This is a genomic window from Aporhodopirellula rubra (genome assembly GCF_014192335.1).
Lineage (GTDB): Bacteria > Planctomycetota > Planctomycetia > Pirellulales > Pirellulaceae > Rhodopirellula > Rhodopirellula rubra.
This window is the reverse complement of sequence record NZ_JACHXU010000002.1, coordinates 90,619-110,313: the sequence shown is the minus strand read 5'-3', so window position 1 is coordinate 110,313 and position 19,695 is coordinate 90,619. Positions and strand designations below refer to the sequence as shown.

The 19,695-nt window shown below is 55.1% G+C and carries 9 protein-coding genes; 4 read left to right on the top strand and 5 right to left on the bottom strand.

The genetic code is table 11. The annotated features are described in order from the left end of the window. The first annotated feature begins 1 nt into the window (after nt 1). A complete protein-coding gene (locus tag FHS27_RS02675; protein WP_246419032.1) occupies nt 2-5,821 on the top strand; it encodes an amino acid adenylation domain-containing protein in 5,820 nt (1,939 codons plus the stop codon). 79 nt (nt 5,822-5,900) lie between these two features. On the opposite strand, the gene FHS27_RS02670 is transcribed toward FHS27_RS02675, so the two are convergent. Continuing rightward, nucleotides 5,901-7,406, bottom strand: a complete 1,506-nt coding sequence (locus FHS27_RS02670; RefSeq protein WP_184301418.1) for an SHD1 domain-containing protein — start codon at nt 7,404-7,406, stop codon at nt 5,901-5,903. 5 nt (nt 7,407-7,411) lie between these two features. After that, the gene (locus FHS27_RS02665; RefSeq protein ID WP_184301415.1) at nt 7,412-8,899 is read right to left on the bottom strand and encodes a DUF1570 domain-containing protein; all 1,488 of its coding nucleotides are present in this window, start codon (nt 8,897-8,899) and stop codon (nt 7,412-7,414) included. A gap of 439 nt (nt 8,900-9,338) precedes the next feature. On the opposite strand from FHS27_RS02665, the gene FHS27_RS02660 reads away from it, so the two are divergent. The 3 genes from FHS27_RS02660 (at nt 9,339) to FHS27_RS02650 (ending at nt 16,904) form a co-directional block, all read left to right on the top strand. Beyond that, nucleotides 9,339-12,734 (top strand): family 78 glycoside hydrolase catalytic domain, encoded by a 3,396-nt coding sequence (locus FHS27_RS02660; protein WP_390852450.1) that lies wholly within the window; start codon nt 9,339-9,341, stop codon nt 12,732-12,734. 184 nt (nt 12,735-12,918) lie between these two features. Next, nucleotides 12,919-14,904, top strand: coding sequence for a sulfatase (locus FHS27_RS02655; RefSeq protein ID WP_184301408.1), 1,986 nt, complete (start codon nt 12,919-12,921; stop codon nt 14,902-14,904). Nucleotides 14,905-14,984: 80 nt separating this feature from the next. Beyond that, nucleotides 14,985-16,904, top strand: a complete 1,920-nt coding sequence (locus tag FHS27_RS02650) for an arylsulfatase (RefSeq protein ID WP_184301405.1) — start codon at nt 14,985-14,987, stop codon at nt 16,902-16,904. 9 nt (nt 16,905-16,913) lie between these two features. Here the strand turns inward: FHS27_RS02650 and FHS27_RS02645 are convergent, their stop codons facing one another. The 3 genes from FHS27_RS02645 to FHS27_RS02635 form a co-directional block, all read right to left on the bottom strand. Further along, nucleotides 16,914-18,221, bottom strand: coding sequence for an outer membrane protein assembly factor BamB family protein (locus FHS27_RS02645; protein WP_184301402.1), 1,308 nt, complete (start codon nt 18,219-18,221; stop codon nt 16,914-16,916). 148 nt (nt 18,222-18,369) lie between these two features. After that, a complete protein-coding gene (locus FHS27_RS02640; RefSeq protein WP_184301398.1) occupies nt 18,370-18,513 on the bottom strand; it encodes a hypothetical protein in 144 nt (47 codons plus the stop codon). Nucleotides 18,514-18,653: 140 nt separating this feature from the next. Further along, nucleotides 18,654-19,634, bottom strand: coding sequence for an SGNH/GDSL hydrolase family protein (locus FHS27_RS02635; RefSeq protein WP_184301396.1), 981 nt, complete (start codon nt 19,632-19,634; stop codon nt 18,654-18,656). Nucleotides 19,635-19,695 lie beyond the last annotated feature (61 nt).

Sequence of the window (19,695 nt, the reverse complement as noted above, 5' to 3'; positions counted from 1 at the left end):
ATTGATCCATCAATGGAATCAAACGAGTGATCCCTGGCCGGATGATCCGTGCCTGCATGAACTCTTTGAACGTCAATCCAAAGCCACACCTGATGCGGTAGCGGTGATCTATGGCGATCGCGAATTGACGTACGGCGAACTCGATGAACAGTCGACACGGGTCGCCTGCGCGTTGATCGAGATGGGAGTTGCCGGCGAAGAGGTTGTCGGTGTGGTCCTCGACGGAACGCCGGATGCGTACGTCGGGTTGCTGGGGATTTTGAAAGCGGGCGCCGCGTATCTGCCTCTCAACTCGTCGTTTCCACGGGATCGGATCACGTTCTTTCTTCGCGAAGCCCAAACCCGTTTCGTCGTTGGTTCGCTCGATGAAACGATCCACGAGGAGGTCTCTGGTTTACAAACCGTTGCGGTCCGAGGACTGCCCGAGGCATCGCACCCAAGTTTGCCGAAGGTCGCTGCGACGTCACTCGCGTATGTACTCTTCACCTCCGGGTCGACGGGCAAGCCCAAAGGGGTGATGCTGAATCACCGAGGCCCGGTGAACACGGTCCGTGATATCAATACGCGTTTCGGTGTTCGTGATACGGATCGTGTGTTGGCATTGTCATCGCTCGGATTTGATCTGTCGGTTTACGATGTATTTGGGATGCTGGCCGTCGGTGCCGCGATCGTGTTGCCCACGCCAGATCAGGCCCTCGATCCGGGCAGTTGGGCGTCGTTGATTCAGCGACACGGTGTGTCCGTTTGGAATACCGTTCCTGCCTTGATGGAGATGTTGGTCACGTATCTCGATGGTGCGTCGCAGTTATCGAGTCTGCGGTTGGTGATGCTGAGTGGTGATTGGATTCCGGTAACGCTTCCTGACCGTATTCGCGAAGTGACCCGTGACGCGAAACTGATTTCGCTGGGCGGTAGCACCGAAGCATCGATTTGGTCGGTCGTGTTTCCTATCGACGTTGTTGGCCCGCAATGGCGAAGCATTCCGTACGGCAAACCGTTGCGGAATCAACGTTGCTATGTCGTTGACGAAAATCAACAACTCTGTCGAATCGGCGAGACGGGTGAGTTATGTTTGGGCGGCATGGGAGTGGCGGTCGGATATCTCAATCGCCCTGACCTGACCGACGAACAATTTGTTAGCGATCCGTTTGAGGTCGGTGGGACGCTCTATCGCACCGGTGACCTGTGTCGTTACCTCGAAGACGGCAATCTCGAGTTTCTCGGACGCAAAGACCACCAGGTCAAAGTCCACGGGTACCGCATCGGTTTGGGTGAAATCGAATCGGAAATCACAAAAATGTGCAACGTCCGCGAGGCGGTCGTCATCGCCAGCGACGAGAAAACTGGTTCGCGTCTGATTGCCTATGCGGTATTCGAAAACGGACGCAGCATGACGTTGGCGGAACTCAAGGAAGCGTTGAGTCGCAGCCTCCCAGATTACATGTTGCCGTCCGCGTTGGTTTCACTCGATTCCTTGCCGCTGACGTCGAACGGAAAGGTGGATCGTAAATCACTTCCATCACCGACCGTTTCGTGCCATGCCACGCAGAGTTCACATGCAGCCAACGAAACTGAAGCATTCATTTCAGAGACACTTTGCGAGCTGTTGTATCTGCCCGGCGTAGACTCAAGCATCGGTTTCATGGAACTGGGGGGGAATTCACTGGCGGCGGTCGCGTTGGCCGCTCGGGTAAAAGCAAAATACGGTGTTCGGCTCGAGTTCTGGGGCATTCTCGCTAATTCGCTCAACACGATCGAAATGGCCAAAGCGATTGAGGAGCTATCGCATCAGGCTTCGAATTGCGACAAACCAAAGTCGACGATTGGACGGGAGCGTCTCGTGTCGGCGCCGCTTTCGTCTCATCAACAACAGTTGTGGATCGAACATTTTTTGGTTGACAACCGCGGACGGTACAACATCCCGTTGGTCTATGACTTCAAGGGAGAGTTGGACGGGCACGCTCTTGAAGAGGCATGCACTCGCCTCGTTGCGAGGCACGAAATACTTCGAACCGTCTATGAATCGGCGGACGATGGGGTAATGCAGAACGTGCTACCGCCCGGTCCGTTCAAAATTGATCGGGTTGATTTGCAAACGCACGATGCGGGAACGCGTTTGGAGACGCTCGAGGCTCGTTCACGAGCGTTTGCCACGATCCCGTTTCAGTTAAATCGCGAGGCTCCCGTTCGCGCGGCCATCTATCAAATCGGGCCTGCCGAGTTTCGGTTCGTTTTGGTCGTGCATCATATCGCGTTTGATGGGCATTCGATTGGTGTATTGCACCAAGATTTGGCTGAGTTTTACAATTCGATCCAGGAACAGAGGTCGCCTCATTTACCGTCGCTGGAGCATCAGTACGCCAACTATGCCGTTTGGCAGCAGCTTCAGCATGAGACTGGTTCGCTCGCAGAAGATCGTGAGTTTTGGCGAGCGAGTCTTGATGGCGAACTGCCCGTCCTGGATTTGCCGACCGACGATTGCCCCGTCGACGATGCGTTGTGTGACACCGTTTCGCTGACGATCGAGGGGGAATTGCTGGACGCCGCGAAAGAATTCTCGTTGCAGCGACAGTCAACACTCTTTGTCACGTTGTTGTCGGCAATTAAAGCGGTCATCTATCGGTACACTCGGCAGGACGACATCATCGTCGGATCTGCGGTGACGACTCGGGATGAACTGTCGACGGAAAATCTGATCGGGTATTTCATAAACGTGTTGCCGCTGCGAACGCGGTTTGACGCCGGCGGCTCCTTTGAAGACCTGCAAGGGCATGTCCGCGAAGTGGCACTTAACGCGTTTGCCCACCGTCACTATCCGTTTGAGTTGTTGAAGAAAGAGGTTCTTTCCGAGCAGCCGATGGGTGGGACGCCCTTTCGTGTGCTTCTCGTCCTGGAAAATGAACCGGAGCCGATTCAATTATCCGGATTAGATTCGAACCTATCTGTGATGGATACGCAGATCGCGAAGTTCGACTTGTTGATCGGTATGAACGAGTCGTTGGGGGCATTGAAAGTTGATTTGCAATATCGCTGTAAACTGTTTCAACGAACCCGAATCGAACGGTTCGCCGAACATGTACAGTCGCTCCTGGCCGCTGCGATTGCAAACCCGTCGTGTCCTGTCGACCGACTCGAGATGCTCGCTTCCGAAGAGCGAAAGGACGTGTTGTCGTCTCGATTGATCGAAGGAGCACCCCACGCGTTCGAATCGGTGTTGTCGCTGTACGACTCGCAGGTAGAGCGTACTCCCGATTTACCTGCAGTGAACTTTGCCGGGGAATCGTTGACGTACCGTGAAATTGACGATCGTGCATCGCGGTTGGCGGTGCGTTTGATGCGGAATGGCGTCGTGCCGAATTCTCCTGTTGCGGTTTCGATCGATCGTTCCATTGAGATGCTCGTTGCCGTCCTCGGTGTATTAAAGGCCGGTGGATGCTACGTCCCGATGGATCCGGCATTGCCAACGTCTCGACGGCAACGAATGCTGCAGCGTTGCGGTGCGAAATCGGTTGTTACTTTATCGGGATTGGTCCACGACCTGGATTTGGATGAATCGGAAATCCACGTCATTGACGTCGATGCGGAGACGGAATCTTTTGATTCATTCAAGGACGTCTCTTTCCCCGTCTTGGGGCCGGATCACCTTGCCTATGTGCTTTACACATCGGGTTCGACGGGCGAACCCAAAGGCGTTGCGATGCGACACGGGGCCCTCAGCAATTTGATGCAGTGGCAGTTGCACAACAGTGGGGCGACGACTTCGACCAAAACGTTGCAGTTTGCTTCTCTGGGTTTCGATGTCTCGTTCCAGGAGATCTTTGCGACGTTATGCAGTGGTGGCGAATTGCAACTCATTTCGGGTGAGTTGCAACGAGACCTGCATCGATTATGGCGGCACATCGTGGAGTCGCGTGCTGAACGTGTCTTTGTCCCCTTTGTCGTTTTGCGTACGCTTTGTGAGGTCGCGGGCGAGTCGGCGCACGAGTCAGCACTGCGTGAAGTGATCACGGCGGGAGAGCGGTTGGAAATTACTCCTGTCTTGCGGGAGTTTTTTAAGAAGCGACCGGGATGTCAATTGTGGAATCACTATGGGCCTACCGAAACGCATGTCGCAACGGCGTACCGGATGGAATCAGATCCGGCCGAGTGGGCGGCAGTTCCTCCGATCGGTCGTGCAATCGATCACTGCATCGCGGTGATTTTGGATGAGAATCAACAACCGGTGCCGCAAGGCGTCGACGGCGAGTTGTATCTCGGCGGAGAATGTTTGGCGGAAGGGTATTTCGGCAACGAAGAATTGACGCGAGAGCGATTCGTTGCAAACCCACATCATGAGTTGCCAACGGAACGTCTCTATCGAACCGGCGATATTTGTCGTTTGAACTGGGACAGGCAAATTGAATTCGTTCGGCGAAACGATCTTCAGGTCAAGGTCCGCGGACACCGTGTTGAGCTCAGCGAAATTGAAGTGGTGTTGTCGCAATTCCCCGGCGTGAGACAGGCTGTCGTCACGTATGAACGCAGCGGATTGGGTGGGCAATTGATCGCCCATGTGTTGTCTGATTCTGAGGCTCTGGCGGTATCTGAACTCGAGCAGTATCTCGGTTCGCAGGTGCCGTCCTACATGATGGTGAGTCAGTTCTGTTTGGTTGATGAGTTCCCACGCACGGCGAGCGGGAAGGTAGATCGAAGAAAGTTGGCGTCGATCCCATGCACGACCGTGTCGAGCGATCTGAACCGGAACGACACACCGGAAACCTGTGATCCACTGGTCGATCGATTGATTGCCATTTGGCAATCCGTGTTGGGCGTGAATGACTTGGATTCGCGTAGCAATTTCTTTGATTGTGGAGGCGATTCGCTCAGCGCGGCAATTCTCTTCACACGGTTGGAAAAGGAATTCGGCCGAGCGGTGTCGATTACCAAACTCGTCAGTAGTCCGACGATCTCAGATTTGGCGGACGTTTATCGCCAGGACGAATCACGCGTCGAAGGCTATTGGAATGAATTGGTCTCGCTGGATTCCAATGGGCCGCATGAGACGCCTTGCAAACAAGCCCCGTTATTCTGTTTTCCTGGTATCGACGGACACCTGTTGAACTTCCGCGAGATTGCCGCCGAGTTCGGAAAAGAACGTCCTGTGTACGGTGTCCAACCGCTTGGTTTGGATGGTGTGAGCACGCCGCCGGACACGATTGAGGAGATCGCCCGAAATCACGTTCAAATGATCCGCCGTGTGCTGCCTCACGGACCGTATCATCTCGCGGGGTTTTCGTTTGGTGGTGTCGTGGCGTACGAAGTTTCGCAGCAGTTGCGACGTGCTGGTGAGCAAGTGACTCTCGCGATCATCGACGCATGGACTGGTTTGCCGATGCCTGCACCGATTCATCAGAATCTCTGCTTTCACCTGCGGTATGCAAAACAATGCCAGGGACGCCAACGTTGGACGTATCTCTACGAACGAGTCGTGGGGATGGTCTTGGCGATTAAATACCGGTTGGGATGGATCACGATGGAAGAACGTTTGGAACGTATCATCGGAACGAAGGGGATTTACGCGAAGGTCGCCGCCAAGAACATGCGAGTGATTGACGGGTATCACCCGGACGCCGCTGAGGGAGCCGCGACATTGTACAAAGCCAAACTGCGTGCCAATTGGCCCGGTCGAGATCGCGTCGATCCGCGGTTGGGCTGGGGGACCGTTTTCGACGACGACATGTTAGAAGTCATCGAAGTCGAGGGGGCTCACGCGAACATGCTGTCCAAACAGAAGCTGCAAGGGTTGGTCGAGCACATGCGACGGCAGATTGCCGACGCGTGAGAATCAGAGCGAGCGATTGAAGAGTCCGGTGAGACACGCGGCGCCGGAGTTGACACAATCCAGAGATGGACCGCTCTCGCTACGTTCCCGCCGGACGCGTTGATTCGATTTGACGCACTTCGTTGAGTGCGTCGGGCGTTAAACCGAACGTTTCGGCGATTTCGCGATCATCATTGCTGAGTCTTTCGAGCGGCACGTTAATGCGTTGGCCATTGTCCGTCCGGAGCAGCGCCACGCTCGTGTCGGTTCTGCCGAGCATACGGGCCGGCACGCTGAACGAACCGCTCGTGTCGGCCCAGTTGCGTTCTACTTTCGTGGCGAGACGATAGACATCAATCCAACGTTTGCGAATGGCACGGGAAAGTTCAATCGCGTCGTTCGTTCGTTTTTGATCCGTTGAAGGCTTGGCTTCTGGGCTTTCATCTTCCATCTCTCGGTTCGCCATTGCGTCGACGATATTCCAAATCTTTGATCCATGCGGAGGCGGCGCGTAGCGGGAGATTGGGTCGCGATCAGAGATGAAAATCATCCGATCACGTTTGAGCAACCGTGTTTGAAGCTCCGCGCTTAGCTGTGACGGCAAACGCGGCATCGCGGCTTTTGAGAGAGCTTTTGCGTTCGCGATCATCATCGCATCGAACAGTTCTCGTCGCCAACCATCGAGTCGTAAGAAGCTGGCTTCAACGTCGAATGATTTTCCTGATATTCCGAAAGAGAGGCCTTGGACGATGTAGTCGGTTCTGCCTTGGAGTGGCATCCCGTCGCGTCTCGAAAAATCGTTGAATCCTGAGCCCGACAAACGAATGGCGGAGCCCGTATTCACGCCACCAGCCATTTCCGTTTCAACGTCGAACTGGACTACGATCGGTGAACTGCTTGATGCGGGAGTGACAGTTTGCAGCAGCGAGTAGGATGTGGCCGTCGTGTCGGCATTGCCGTCTTTGACGCGTACGAAATTCAGTTTCCGAATGTCTTTGTATCCAAACGGTTCGGACGTATCGTTTTCTGAGAGTCGGACGAGCGGCAACCCGATGATCGGTCCGAGCAGCAACGGCGAATTGGTCGACGTGGTGGCCGAGAGCAGTTCACCCTGAAAGTTTGCCCGCATTTGTCCCGAGCAAAATTGGTACACGCCGGGGTAATATTTGAGATTGTTCTCACTGATTTGCTTCATTCTCACAGCGTTCTGGATCATCCGCTCGTGAGACGCGCGGGCGAAATCGGGGACGCCCGGATGATTGAGTGTTTGCCCGGAAGAGCGAACCGTCACCTTGCTTATCGATTGCGTGCGAATTACCGGACCTCGAATGTCTTCGGGGTTTCGATACGGACCGTGTTGACCGTAAGGGATCGTTTTGAATGACGCTTCCCACGAGTCATTATTCACCGCCGTGATTTGATAGTGGATTCGACATCGTTTGCGGGTTTCGGGCTTACGCACGTCGCGACACACGATGCGCAGTTCAACGCCGAAGATCCATTCTTGTCCGACCTGGGGACGGTAACGCAATGACTCACCGCAGGCATGTGCCGCGTGCGAGGCGGTCAGGACGCATGCCAAAAATCCGAGAACTAGCAATCGCATTGGTATCAATCCATTTCCTCGGCGAGACGTTCGGTGTCGGTTCTCAAACCTCGCATGTAGCGTCTCCATTCGAGTTCGAGTTGGGTGCGGTCGCCGAAGCATTCGTCAAAAATCTCGAGAAGGGTGTTGGCTCGGGCTTTCCAGATTTCCTCGGTCATTTCTCCTTCCTGCTTTTTGAGTTGGCCGACCTTTTTGTAGAACTTCATCAACGAATCGAATCGTTGGTCAAACAAGAAATGTGTCAGCGCCCATGCTTGACCGTAAGCGGGCAACTGGTTTCCTAATGTGGACTCCAACACGAAACCGAAATCGGACACGATGAATTCGAGGCTGCCGCGAAGTGGGTCGCCTTCGAGTACGCGGTAATATCCGATGCGAGTTTTATCGACGACACCGACACCGCTCCATTTGGCGAGTTTGGCTGATTCGAAATAGGATGCCATCCCTTCATGAACCCAGCGAACGAAAGCACCGTCGCGTGGAAAGACGCCGGTGTTTGCCGTCAGATGATGGATCGCTTCGTGAGATACTGTCGAGACATCTTCACTTTCGCGGGTGATGTCAATCAGCAGTTCAATGGTCTTGGCGAAACGGATCAAATCGCCTGCGCCGGCCATGCGATTCTTTTTGGCGATCTCACGTGCTTGGACGAGTTGTTTGTCCAATTCCATGAGAACCTTAAAGTGTTCTGACGTGCCGGAGTCATAGAACATGGAGATGTTCTCATCGGGCAGGTAGAAACCCGCGGTCTGTTTGAGACTGCCGCCGAGGCGACGTTCCATCTGAAGGAAGTCACCATGACGACTGAACAGGACGACCTCCAACCGCTTGTTCGGCGGGCGTAGAAACACGCCGCGAAATGCAAACGTGAGGAAGTAAGATTCGTAAACCGTCTCGAGCAAATTCAATCGCATCTCAGCACGAGTCTTGCCCGTCACTTCATCCTCTTTCTGTTCCGCATCGTGCAATAGCAGGAAGTGTTTGCTGCGGGTGACCTCCATCGCGCGTCCGCCGACGTAGTCACGGGCGTGTTCTTCGACTGCAGGGTCGGTGGGGACGGACGCGTTGATGTAACGCATCAAGCCCGCGAGTTTTCTTAGCTGCTCATGAGTTGAGTCAATTTTCCACGCGACGCTCAGCAGCGACTTCGATTGCTCGAGCATTCCGTTCTGGAGACACCATTTGGAAAGCTCGAGTACTTCGTCAACGTCGTTGGACTTTCGAACTTCGCGTAGTCGCCGCGAATAGATCGTCTGAGCGGATGGGCTCTTGAGTACCTGAATATCATGGGCACTGAAGTGGAGCGATCCACGTGGGTGACGGTGCGTCGCGGTGCCGCCTGCGTGATGGGTAACGGATCCTTCGAGCAGCAACTGCAATTCCGTTCCGGGCAGTCGGTAGAGCGTGTAGTCCGCGACGGCGGTCTGTGACGCGAGTGCAAAAAGGGTTGTGAAAACGAGAAGCAGAAAGATCAGGAAAAGTGCACGTCGCATGCGTCAAATTGCCCCCTAAGAATCGAGTGGTAGCCAAGCTCGATCGAGTCTGGAAGGCAGTCCTGATCTTGCTTTGCCGAGTGGTCACGGGGCAACGTGATCCAAATCCCGTCGTTTTGCCCCGATCAAGTGTGTAGACCCCCAAAGTAAGACGATTGTTCCCCCATGGGAAGGAAATCCTTCGAAAATCAGACGAACTTCCTCACGGATTCGATATTCGACACGAGAAGATCGTGAGAATCGGCTTCAATCGGCACATATTCTGTCGTGGGTACACACGGCACTTCTGTGCTAGAGCAAAAATCGATCGTGAAGGTTTCATTCGTTTTCTTGGTCTAGTCTTTTTGGAAAGGTTGAGTTATCGCCCACTGAGTGTCCCCTGATGGCCTGCATTGCGGTGCTCGCCTCCTCTCCCCTCCCCACCTGAAATGTGCGAAACGTGAAGACAATTTTCTTTCCATCCCTCCTTTTGTGCGTTCTCACGATCTGTCCCGCTGGTCAGTTGCCCGCAACGGCGGCGACGACGCTTCGCTGCGAGTATCTGGAAGATCCTCAAGGGATCGATATCACATCTCCCCGTTTGAGCTGGCAAGTGGAGTCGGATTTACGCGGTCAGTATCAGGTCGCGTATCGGATTCTGGTTGCCTCGTCTGAGGAGAAATTAGCCGAGGACGTCGGAGACCTTTGGGATTCGGGACGCGTTGAATCCGACCAAACCTTGTTTGTCCCCTATGCCGGTCAATCGCTCGGTTCGCGACAGCAGTGTTTTTGGAAGGTCAAATCGTGGGCTTCCGATGAAGATCGTCCGGCCTGGAGCGACGTCTCATCATGGTCGATGGGATTGCTCTCCGATGACGATTGGAACGCTGATTACATTTCGTACCGTGACCCCGATCCGGTCTACGATGATCCCAGCGTGTTGCATTTGCCCGCCGCGCGACAATATCGGAAAGAGTTTGCCGCACCGAAGCAGATTTCGCGTGCGACGATCTACGCGACCGCCCTTGGGATTTATGAATTGCATCTCAACGGGAACCGCGTTGGTGACGCGATGTTCGCACCCGGTTGGACCGATTACCGACAACGCGCTTACTACAACACATACGACGTTACCGAGATGGTCAAACAGGGTGACAACGCTATCGGCGCCTGGGTCGCGGACGGTTGGTACAGCGGTTACGTCGGGTTCGGTTTGCTCACCGGGATCGGTACGGAAAAAACGGGGCGGTCCACATACGGGAAAACGCCTGCCCTGATGGCTCAGTTGGAAATTCACTACACCGACGGAACGAGCGAAACGGTTGGCACGGACGCGTCGTGGAAGGTGTCCGGTGACGGGCCGATCGGAGAAGCCGATTTGCTGATGGGGGAATCATACGACGCGCGGAAGGAGTTTTCAGGTTGGGATGTTGCCGGGTTCAACGACAGCGATTGGCAACATGCTGTATTGGCAGAGGAAAACGGCAGCAAATCAGCGACGTTCTTCCAGTTCCGAAATCCTGAAAAGCAAGGTCAGCCCGTCCGGAAAGCAGGAACGCCAGCCGAGTTTGGATTTGTCCGTCCGAAGCTCGAAGCGTTTCCAGGTGTGCCCGTTCGAGTGATACAGGAGATCAAGGCTCAATCGGTAACCGAACGTGAACCAGGGATCTATGTCTTCGATCTGGGGCAGAACTTTGCCGGGGTGATTCGCATGAAAGTGAACGGTCCTGCGGGAACGCAGGTCCGGATCCGTTACGCCGAGATGCTGCATCCCGATGGACGCATCATGACCGAAAATTTGCGTAAAGCGCGTGCGACCGATTTTTATACTTGCCGTGGGGATGCCGACGGTGAAGTGTATCAACCGCGTTTCACTTTCCACGGTTTTCAATTCGTCGAAGTCTCGAACTTTCCTGGCGAACCCACGCTCGATACCATCACCGGGTTGGTCTTGCACAGCGACACACCGATGACGAGTTCATTCCAGTGCAGTGACGCGATGGTCAATCGGCTCTACCAAAACGTGGTTTGGACGCAACGGGCGAACTTCCTCGATCTGCCGACGGATTGTCCGCAACGCGACGAACGGATGGGATGGACCGGAGACGCACAAGCGTATGTCGCAACGGCGGCGTACAACGCCGACATCGGTGCGTTCTATACCAAGTGGTTGCGTGAATTAATGGAGTCGCAACGGCCCAGCGGAGCGTTTCCAGGATATGCACCCTATCCGTTCCAGCACGGCCAAGACTTTGGGACGGCATGGGCGGATGCGGGTGTGATCTGTCCGTGGACGATCTGGCAAGCATATGGGGACACACGTGTGATTGAGACGTGTTGGGAACCGATGACGAAATTCATGCAGTGGCGGGAGCGGACCAGTGTCAACGACTTGGGCGTCGCACACGGCAACGCATGGGGCGATTGGTTGGCTCAGGGCGCGAAGACACCGCTGCAGTACATCGACACGGTCTACCTGGCGATTTCGGCAAAAATGATGTCCGAAATGGCTGACGCGATTGGACGGCACGACGAAGCGAAACGGTACGAAGATCAATTTGACCGGACCAAAGCTGCCTTTGCGAAGGAGTACCTGAACGACGACGGCAGTGTGAACATTAAAACGCAAACGGCTCAGGCACTCGCCCTCTTTGCGGATCTGGTCCCCGAAGAGAAACGCGAAGCGACGGGACGGCACCTCGCCGAGATGCTCAAAGAGAATGGCAATCACATGGCGACCGGTTTCCTCGGCACGCGGCCATTGTTGCCCGTCCTTTCGGAATCAGGGCAACACGATCTGGCGACGTTCTTGTTGCAGTCACGTGAGTTCCCGTCATGGGGTTATGAAATCCGAAACGGCGCCACGACGATCTGGGAACGTTGGGACAGTTACACGAAAGAAGACGCCTTTGGTCGCCACAACGCGGCAATGAATTCCTTTTCTCATTACGCGTTCGGCGCAGTATGCGAATGGATGTTCCGCACGCTCGCGGGAATCCAGTCCGATGGGCCGGGCTATAAGGCGATCATCATTCGGCCGACACCGCCGTCACCCGGCAGTAATTCAATGCACGATGCGATTGATTGGGTCGATGCGTCATACGACAGTATCCGCGGAACCATCCGCAGCAGTTGGAAACTGAAGGACGGACAATTTTTACTGAACGTCTCGATCCCTGCTAACACTGATGCGAAGGTGTTCTTGCCGACCAGTAATGCGTCAAGTATTACCGAAGGTGGAATGTCGATTGATCACCACGCTCACGTTCGCGTGCTTCGCCAGACTCCAAACGCCTGCGTGCTCGACGTGGCGTCGGGAGAGTATGCGTTCGAATGCGTCAGCGGTATCAAGCCGGCTTCGCAGGCACTCGCAACATCCGAGCCCAACGATCATTCGGTGAACCCTGACGATGTCGATTTAACGGGGGCGAAAAAGGTTGCGTCGTGGGACTTCACTCGGGCGAGCGATCTCGAACAGTGGAACGAACGTGATGACGTGCGTGTGGTTACCGAGAACGGAAACACCAAGTTGGTCGCGGAGGGCAGTGATTCAAGAATCGCAACCACGCTGGACAAAAGTTTGTCTGGGCGATTGGTAATCGAACTTCGTGCGGTTCTCGGCAAAGGAGCGACCAGCCAGTTCTTTTGGGCACCGCCTAAGGAAGGATTCAGCGAGGGGCGGCAATCGCTGCGACCGCTCGCATCATCGGATCAACCGAAGAGCTATCTCTTTCTGATCGATGGGAACGATCCGGTCAATAAACTTCGATTCGACCCTTTCCAAACCTATGACCAGTACGCGGACCGAGGCGAGATGGAAGTGCAGTCGATCTCCATCTATCAGTTGGCTCAATAGCGAGACCCCGTCAATTTGAATGCGTTCAGCGTCAACACGAAGCGGGCGTATCACCATGATGATTGTGCGAGAATGGCGATGTTAGAAATGGCATGGCCAGATTGGCCCCGCATCCGTGCTGAGTTGCGGGCCGGCTCAGCCATTAGCAACGTTTTTATCAGTTTTCTTTCGAACTAAGAGTTAAATGATCATGCGATTAGGAACCCATCTGTGGCGGACGCTCGCGCAGTCCGTTTTGCTCGGCACGTTCTGCTGCGCTTGTTTTGTGAGTGCCCAGGCTGCCGATGCTCCACCGAATGTCGTTTTTATTCTGGCGGACGATCTTGGTTTCAGTGACACGACGTTGTTCGGAACGACGAAGTTCTATCGCACTCCGAATATGGAACGGCTTGCCGCGCGAGGAATGACGTTCTCGCACGCGTATGCATCGAGTCCACTGTGTTCACCGACGCGGTCGAGCATTCTGACGGGATTGAGCCCGGCACGTACTGACATCACGGCGCCCGTATGTCACTTGCCCGTGGCACGGACGACCGCCACACCGGGGACGAGTGCCGGGCCTAACAAGAAAGCGATTCTGCCGAATTCGGCCACACGTCTGAAGACGGAGCACTACACGCTCGCGGAGATGTTTCGCGATAACGGGTACGCGACCGCGCACTTTGGGAAATGGCATTTGGGGCCTGAACCGTATTCGCCACTCGAGCACGGGTTTGATATCGATATCCCGCATTGGCCGGGACCCGGGCCTGCCGGTTCGTATGTCGCGCCCTGGAAATATCCCGATCTCGATCCGCAAACTCCTGACGAGCACATCGAAGATCGCATGGCTGAAGAAGCGGTTGCGTTCATGGAAGACCACAAGGACAAACCCTTCTTCTTGAATTATTGGATGTTCAGCGTTCACGCCCCGTTTGATGCCAAGCAGGAGTTGATCGACGAGTACAAAAAGCGAGTGGATCCGAACGACCCGCAGCGCAGTCCCACTTATGCGGCGATGATCGAAAGCATGGATGATGCGGTCGGTACGCTGATTGACGCACTCGATCGGTTGGAGATTGCAGACAACACCATCATCATTTTTGCGTCGGACAACGGAGGCAATATGTACAACGCCGTCGATGGCAGCACTGCGACCAGCAACGCGCCATTACGAGGCGGCAAGGCGACGATGTATGAGGGTGGGGTACGGGGGCCGGGAGTTGTTGTCTGTCCCGGTGTCGTTGAGTCGGGATCGCGAAGTGAAGAAGTGATTCAAAGCAGCGATTTCTACCCAACGCTGTTGGAGTTGCTATCGATCCAAAAGCAGCCTCAGCAATCCTTTGACGGAATCAGCATCGTGCCGGCTCTTAAGGGAGGCAAGCTCGATCGGGAAGCGATCTTTACGTACTTTCCACACAGTCCAGGTATCCCTGATTGGTTGCCGCCGGCGGTGAGTGTTCATCGCGGCGATTGGAAATTGATTCGATTGTTCTACAACGGTGACAACGGCAAGCATCGATACAAGCTGTTTGATCTCAAGCGGGATGTTGCGGAAACCACCAACCTGGCGGCACAGTATCCAGACATTGTGATGGAACTCGATGCGATGATTGATGAGTTTTTGGATGACACCGGAGCGGTGTTGCCGCGGCCCAATCCCGCGTTCGATCCTTCAAAATACGACCCCAGTTTAGAAGGGAAAGCGACGCTGAAGGGGACCGCGAAGAAGCCGACGACGAAATCGAAGGCGAAATCGCCGCCCGCCGATCTTGTTGCCGGTTGGCAACCGATGGGGACATGCCGACTATCGCTTGAAGGCGGCGAACTCGTGGTTCATAGCACTGGCGGTGACCCGCACTTTTACACGTCATTGCCGAAGAGTGCGGTCGTTAAAGATTCGTCTGGACAACCGTTGGTACTTCGATTCACGATGGCGTCCGACGCTGATGACGCCGGACAAATCTTCTGGCACGAAGAGGGCGTCGCTCCTTCGTACTTTCGAGACCGCAGTGTTCACTTCAACGTCGCCCCTGATGGGCAACCACATGAGTACGCGATCACTTTGACCCCCAAACATCCCGTCGTCGGAATTCGCATCGATCCTGCAGGTACTGCGGGCGTGATCCGGTTGTCGGACATTCGTTTGACAACGCGGGACGGGCAGGTCCTGCACTCATGGGAATTCTAGTTCGGGTTGCGGGTTGGGCGTGCCGGTTTGTCGGTGTCTTCTCCTCGTGTTTTTTCTTGTTCCGTAATCACTGAAGATGTATGTGTTCTCGACTGATTCGGCCTCTCGTTTTTCTCGTTGGTGTGACGTTGCTGACGAGTTCGCTCGCGGCGGACAACACTAGCATGCCTGCCCGGCCCAATATTCTCGTGTTGATGGCCGACGATCTCGGCTATTCCGATTTGGGATGTTATGGCGGCGAGATTGAAACACCGCGTATCGATGAACTCGCGAAACAGGGAGTCCGATTTTCGCATTTTCGTGCATCGCCCATGTGCGTGACTTCACGAATCGCGTTCCTTTCGGGGATGCCGTTTCACCGTGCCGGCGGCAACGCGTATTCTCATTCGATGCCTTTGCCTGCCTTGCTTCAGGAGTCAGGCTATCGAACCATGATGACGGGCAAGTGGCACGCCGGGACGCCGGATCCGCGTTCGCGCGATTTGTTTGATCGTTCGTTTGGTTTTCTGAGCGGGATGAGCGATTGTTTTATCGGCGCTGACGACTGGTTCATGGACGAAGAGCCGTTTCGCGATTTCGGCCCGGAGTTCTACTCGACGGATGCTTTTGCTGATAAAAGCATTGATTTCATGAGTGAAGCGGTCAAATCGCAGCAACCGTTCTTCATGTACGTGGCGTTCAACGCACCCCACCATCCTTGCCAAGCTCCTAAACGCTTGGTCGACAAATACATGAAGCGGTATGAGCAAGGGTACGAGGAAATTCGTCGGGCGCGTCGCGAGCGGCAAATCGAGATCGGTCTCATCGAGGCTGACACTGAACTCGCCGAGGTAGATGAGGAGACGCGTCATTGGGACGAGTTAACCCCGCACCGCAAGAGTGTCGAGGTGGGACGAATGGCGGCATACGCGGCCGCGGTTGATGGCGTTGATACGGCGGTAGGACGCATCATGGATTACCTTCGCGAAGAAGGGATTGATCAGAACACGCTCGTCGTTTTTCTTTCGGACAATGGCGGCGACTACAACAACGGCGGCATCGAAAAAGACGAGAAGCAGATTCCTTGGGCCCCGCATGGCAATCCGTCATCGAGTAACGGATGGGCATCCGTGAAGGCGACGCCGTTTCGATATTACAAACATGCATGCCATGAGGGTGGAATCGCGACACCGATGATTGTCCGATGGCCGGCGGGAGTCCAACACGATGGCGGCACGATCGTTCGATCGCCGGTGAGCATCACGGATTTCTACCCGACGTTTTTGGAACTCGCCGAAGCGGAGTACCCGAAGACTCATCGCGAACGAGAATTGCGATCGTTGACCGGGGCGTCGTTAGTGCCACTGCTACGGACCGACGGCAGTCGTGCGTCGAAACCCGATTTTCAGCACTATCACTTTTCAAGAGCGTGGATCGAAGACGAGTGGAAAGTGGTCAGTTTGTATGACGGTCCGTGGCAGTTGTTCAATCTCAGAAACGATCGAACCGAACGTCATGATCTGGCATCGCAGGAAACCGAGCGGTTGGAGATGATGGTAAATCGGTGGGTGGAAGAAGCGGTGCGATCGGGAGTCCCTGAAGCGTCTGCACGCCCGTTGCCACATCAGAACGGATGGGGCTGGCATCGACTGAAGATGATCTGTCCGCATTTGGAGGCGTTGTCGCCGGCCAATTCGAGCACGAGTGATTCGGTAATGATTTCTGTTTCGATGCGGTTCAGCAAAGCGATTGATTTTGCCGGATCGGAGGGCAAAAGCATTCGGTTGTACTCGGTGTCGGACGAGAAAAATCCGATCTGGCAGGCGAGTCCCGACGAGCATCACCCAGCCCAAGGTAAGATGGAGTTGGTGTTTGACGACATTCCGGAACTGGAATCCGATCAGGCCTATATCTTTTTGTGGGATCCCGGTTGGATCCGAGTCGGCGATCGCCCCGTTGGGGCACTGAACGATGGTGCCTTCTGGTGGCGATTTAGGTCGCCGGTCGTCGAGGCGCCGTAACGGGCGGCCTTATTCCGGAGCGGCGACACAGACCAATGACTCCTGTCGGTCACCGCCGCTGCCTGTTCCAATTCGAAAAACGATTTGGCTGTTGCCGATCGCGGGAGAGGCGTAGCAGTCGCTGCCGAGTTTGTTTTTCGCGATCTGCTCGTAATTCTCGTCTGATGCTCGGAAGACGAAACAATCGCCGGAAAGGTTGGCGACGTAGACGTTACCGTTGCAGATCACGGGTGATCCGCTGAAATTGCCGCCCAAGCGTTTTCTCCACATTTGTTCGCCGTCCTCGAGCGACCAGCAATACGCGATGCCGTCGTCGCTGACCGCAAAAACGAGTCCGTCGTGGGCGATCAACGACGGTTCGTAGACCTTCGTTCCGTTGGACCAGAGTTTCTCGCCCTTGCCAGACAGACACACGGTTTCTTTGTCGGGATAGCCACCTGAGGCTACCAAGCGGTCGCCGGCGATAACGACGGTTCCGCAAGTCGCTTCGGCGATGCAAGGTGTTTCCCAGAGCAGTTCGCCCGTGGCCGGATCGTAACTCGAGACGGAGTCGCACCCGGAAATCAATAACTGATCGCGTCCGCCAAGGTTACCAACTGTTGCACTGGAGTAGCTGCTGATGTTTCCACGAGCGGTCCTCCACGCGGGTTCACCCGTCGTGCGATCGAACGCGGCGAGATAACCGCCGCCCTGATTGTCGGCGGCGATGATGACGAGTGATTTGTAGATCAGCGGTGAGGGAGCGTAGCCGAATTTAGGTTGGAACGATCCGGCTTCGCGTTGCCAAAGTTGATTGCCTTCAAGATCCAGTGCGGTGACAAAAAGCTTTTGCGAATTTAACATCGCGGTAAAGAATCGTTCTCCATCACTCGCGACGGTGGAGTTCGCGTTGGTGCCTTTGTTGTGAATTTCTCTTTTGGAGGGAAAGCCTCCTTCGTGAATGATCGTTCGCCAACGCTCCGTGCCGTCGTTGCGATCGAAACTGATTACAAGTTGTTTCTGTTCGTCGTCGAGAGCAGTCGCCACCACGACTTGGTCACCCACCAGGATCGGGCTGCCGTGTCCGCGACCGGGAACGAGGGCCCGCCATGCGACTCCCTCGTCCGCACTCCATGAGGTCGGTAGTGGTTGATCGGGCGCGAGACCGTCGACGTTTGGCCCTCGCCACATCGGCCAATCGGTGTCTGTGATCAGAACAGCCTGATCAATGATCTCGACGCCGCTTTGGTCGACGGAGAGTTCTTCGACAGGAGTTTTTTTGGAACAGCCCGAAACGGATGCCAGGAACAGAAACGATAACAGAGTATACCGGATCATCAGTGTTTTTCGATTGAGACGCGGAAAAGGCACGCGAGGAGAATCGCGGGGAGAACAGGGATTCGCGATCATGGGAGGCGTTCAGGATGCTCCCCCTCAATGATGCGACCTTCTTAGCGTACCGAAAGAATCGGGCGTCGTGGTACCGCTAACCCCGTTTATCAAAGTAGGAAACGTTTGCGAGCGGTCGTGAGCCGCTCGGATTCGCACGTTTGCTGTAGCCACCGTTGCTGTAGCCACCGTTGCCGTAGCCACCGTTGCTGTAGCCAACGTCACCCAATGGGTGGACCACGCGACGGCGAACGTAACCGCCCCCACAAACCTACGCGGTTTGCAGAAATGCTCGGATGAACCGGTTGGCAATAAGTGTGTCAATTTACGGTCGCTGGTTGGTTGTCCGTGGCGGTCTTGCCCCGCGTTTTGCGTGATCGACTATTCGTTTGTTGCCAGCGCCAACGGTTCGGCCGTGATTGGTTTGGTGATAAGTTGGTCATGTGTGGCGACGATCTGATTCAAGAAAACGCGGCGGATGGCGTCGTAGCCGCGGTCGTTGGGGTCTTCAATGTTGTCGTAGAACCAGTAGTGAGGGTCGGAGATATCGTAGTTTGCTCGCCAAAATTGGCGGCAATGTGATCCGTGGCCGAGGAAGGTTTGGTAGAGGTCGACGACATGGATATGATCGCGTTTTGATGCGACATCACGAATCGTCGCGTTGTATTTCGCATGGATCGCGAGGCCGTCGGCCCAATGGGGCAGGAAGATGCTCGGTGCATCGCCGACACCGTCAGTCGGATCGTAAATGTCGCCGACATAGATGACACATCCGCCGGGGAACCGCTCCTCAATGCCGTCGAAAATCGTATTGAGCCGTGTTTTGAAATTGGCGATCCACGGGAGAGCTTCTTCGAGCGTCGCACCGTACATCGCGCCCTCGACGGCGGGACGTCGACCATAGGAATGAATCAAGTCGTTGCCACCGGTTGTCATCACGACCAGCCCAAACACATCATCAGGGTAAGGCTCGATTTGAGTTTCGAGTGTCTGAAGGTGATCGATCGACGTTGATCCCGAAACCGCAAAGTTTTCGGCGGTTAGGTTGGGGAGGACTTTTGCGAGACACTTGCCCTGCATGTCGGCAAACTCGTCGGCGGGATTGTTCTGTAATCGCTCGAAGTAGGTGTGGCTGCGTGAATCAGCACCGAGTCCACGTGTGACGCTGTCGCCGATACCGAGCATCATGATTTTGCGATCAGTCCACACCGATTCGAATGCGTCGGCGGAAATAGACGGTCCGGCAGGCCCTTCGCCCACTGGTCGACGGAGAAAGAATTCGATGTAAGTCGGTACAAGTGCGACAATGATCACGCCGAGTAATATCAGCCATCGCCGACTGCGAGGTTTCTGATCGTTCATCGTTCAACCTGCCCACGGTAGAAGAGACTCAGTGCTGCGTCGGCGATTCTCATCGTGATCG

What these genes read in the sequence shown, in the direction of transcription:
- FHS27_RS02670 (WP_184301418.1), bottom strand. Translation starts at nt 7,406, where the DNA reads ATGCGATTGCTAGTTCTCGGATTTTTGGCATGCGTCCTGACCGCCTCG.
- FHS27_RS02665 (WP_184301415.1), bottom strand. Translation starts at nt 8,899, where the DNA reads ATGCGACGTGCACTTTTCCTGATCTTTCTGCTTCTCGTTTTCACAACC.
- FHS27_RS02655 (WP_184301408.1), top strand. Translation starts at nt 12,919, where the DNA reads ATGATCATGCGATTAGGAACCCATCTGTGGCGGACGCTCGCGCAGTCC.
- FHS27_RS02650 (WP_184301405.1), top strand. Translation starts at nt 14,985, where the DNA reads ATGTGTTCTCGACTGATTCGGCCTCTCGTTTTTCTCGTTGGTGTGACG.
- FHS27_RS02645 (WP_184301402.1), bottom strand. Translation starts at nt 18,221, where the DNA reads ATGATCCGGTATACTCTGTTATCGTTTCTGTTCCTGGCATCCGTTTCG.
- FHS27_RS02635 (WP_184301396.1), bottom strand. Translation starts at nt 19,634, where the DNA reads ATGAACGATCAGAAACCTCGCAGTCGGCGATGGCTGATATTACTCGGC.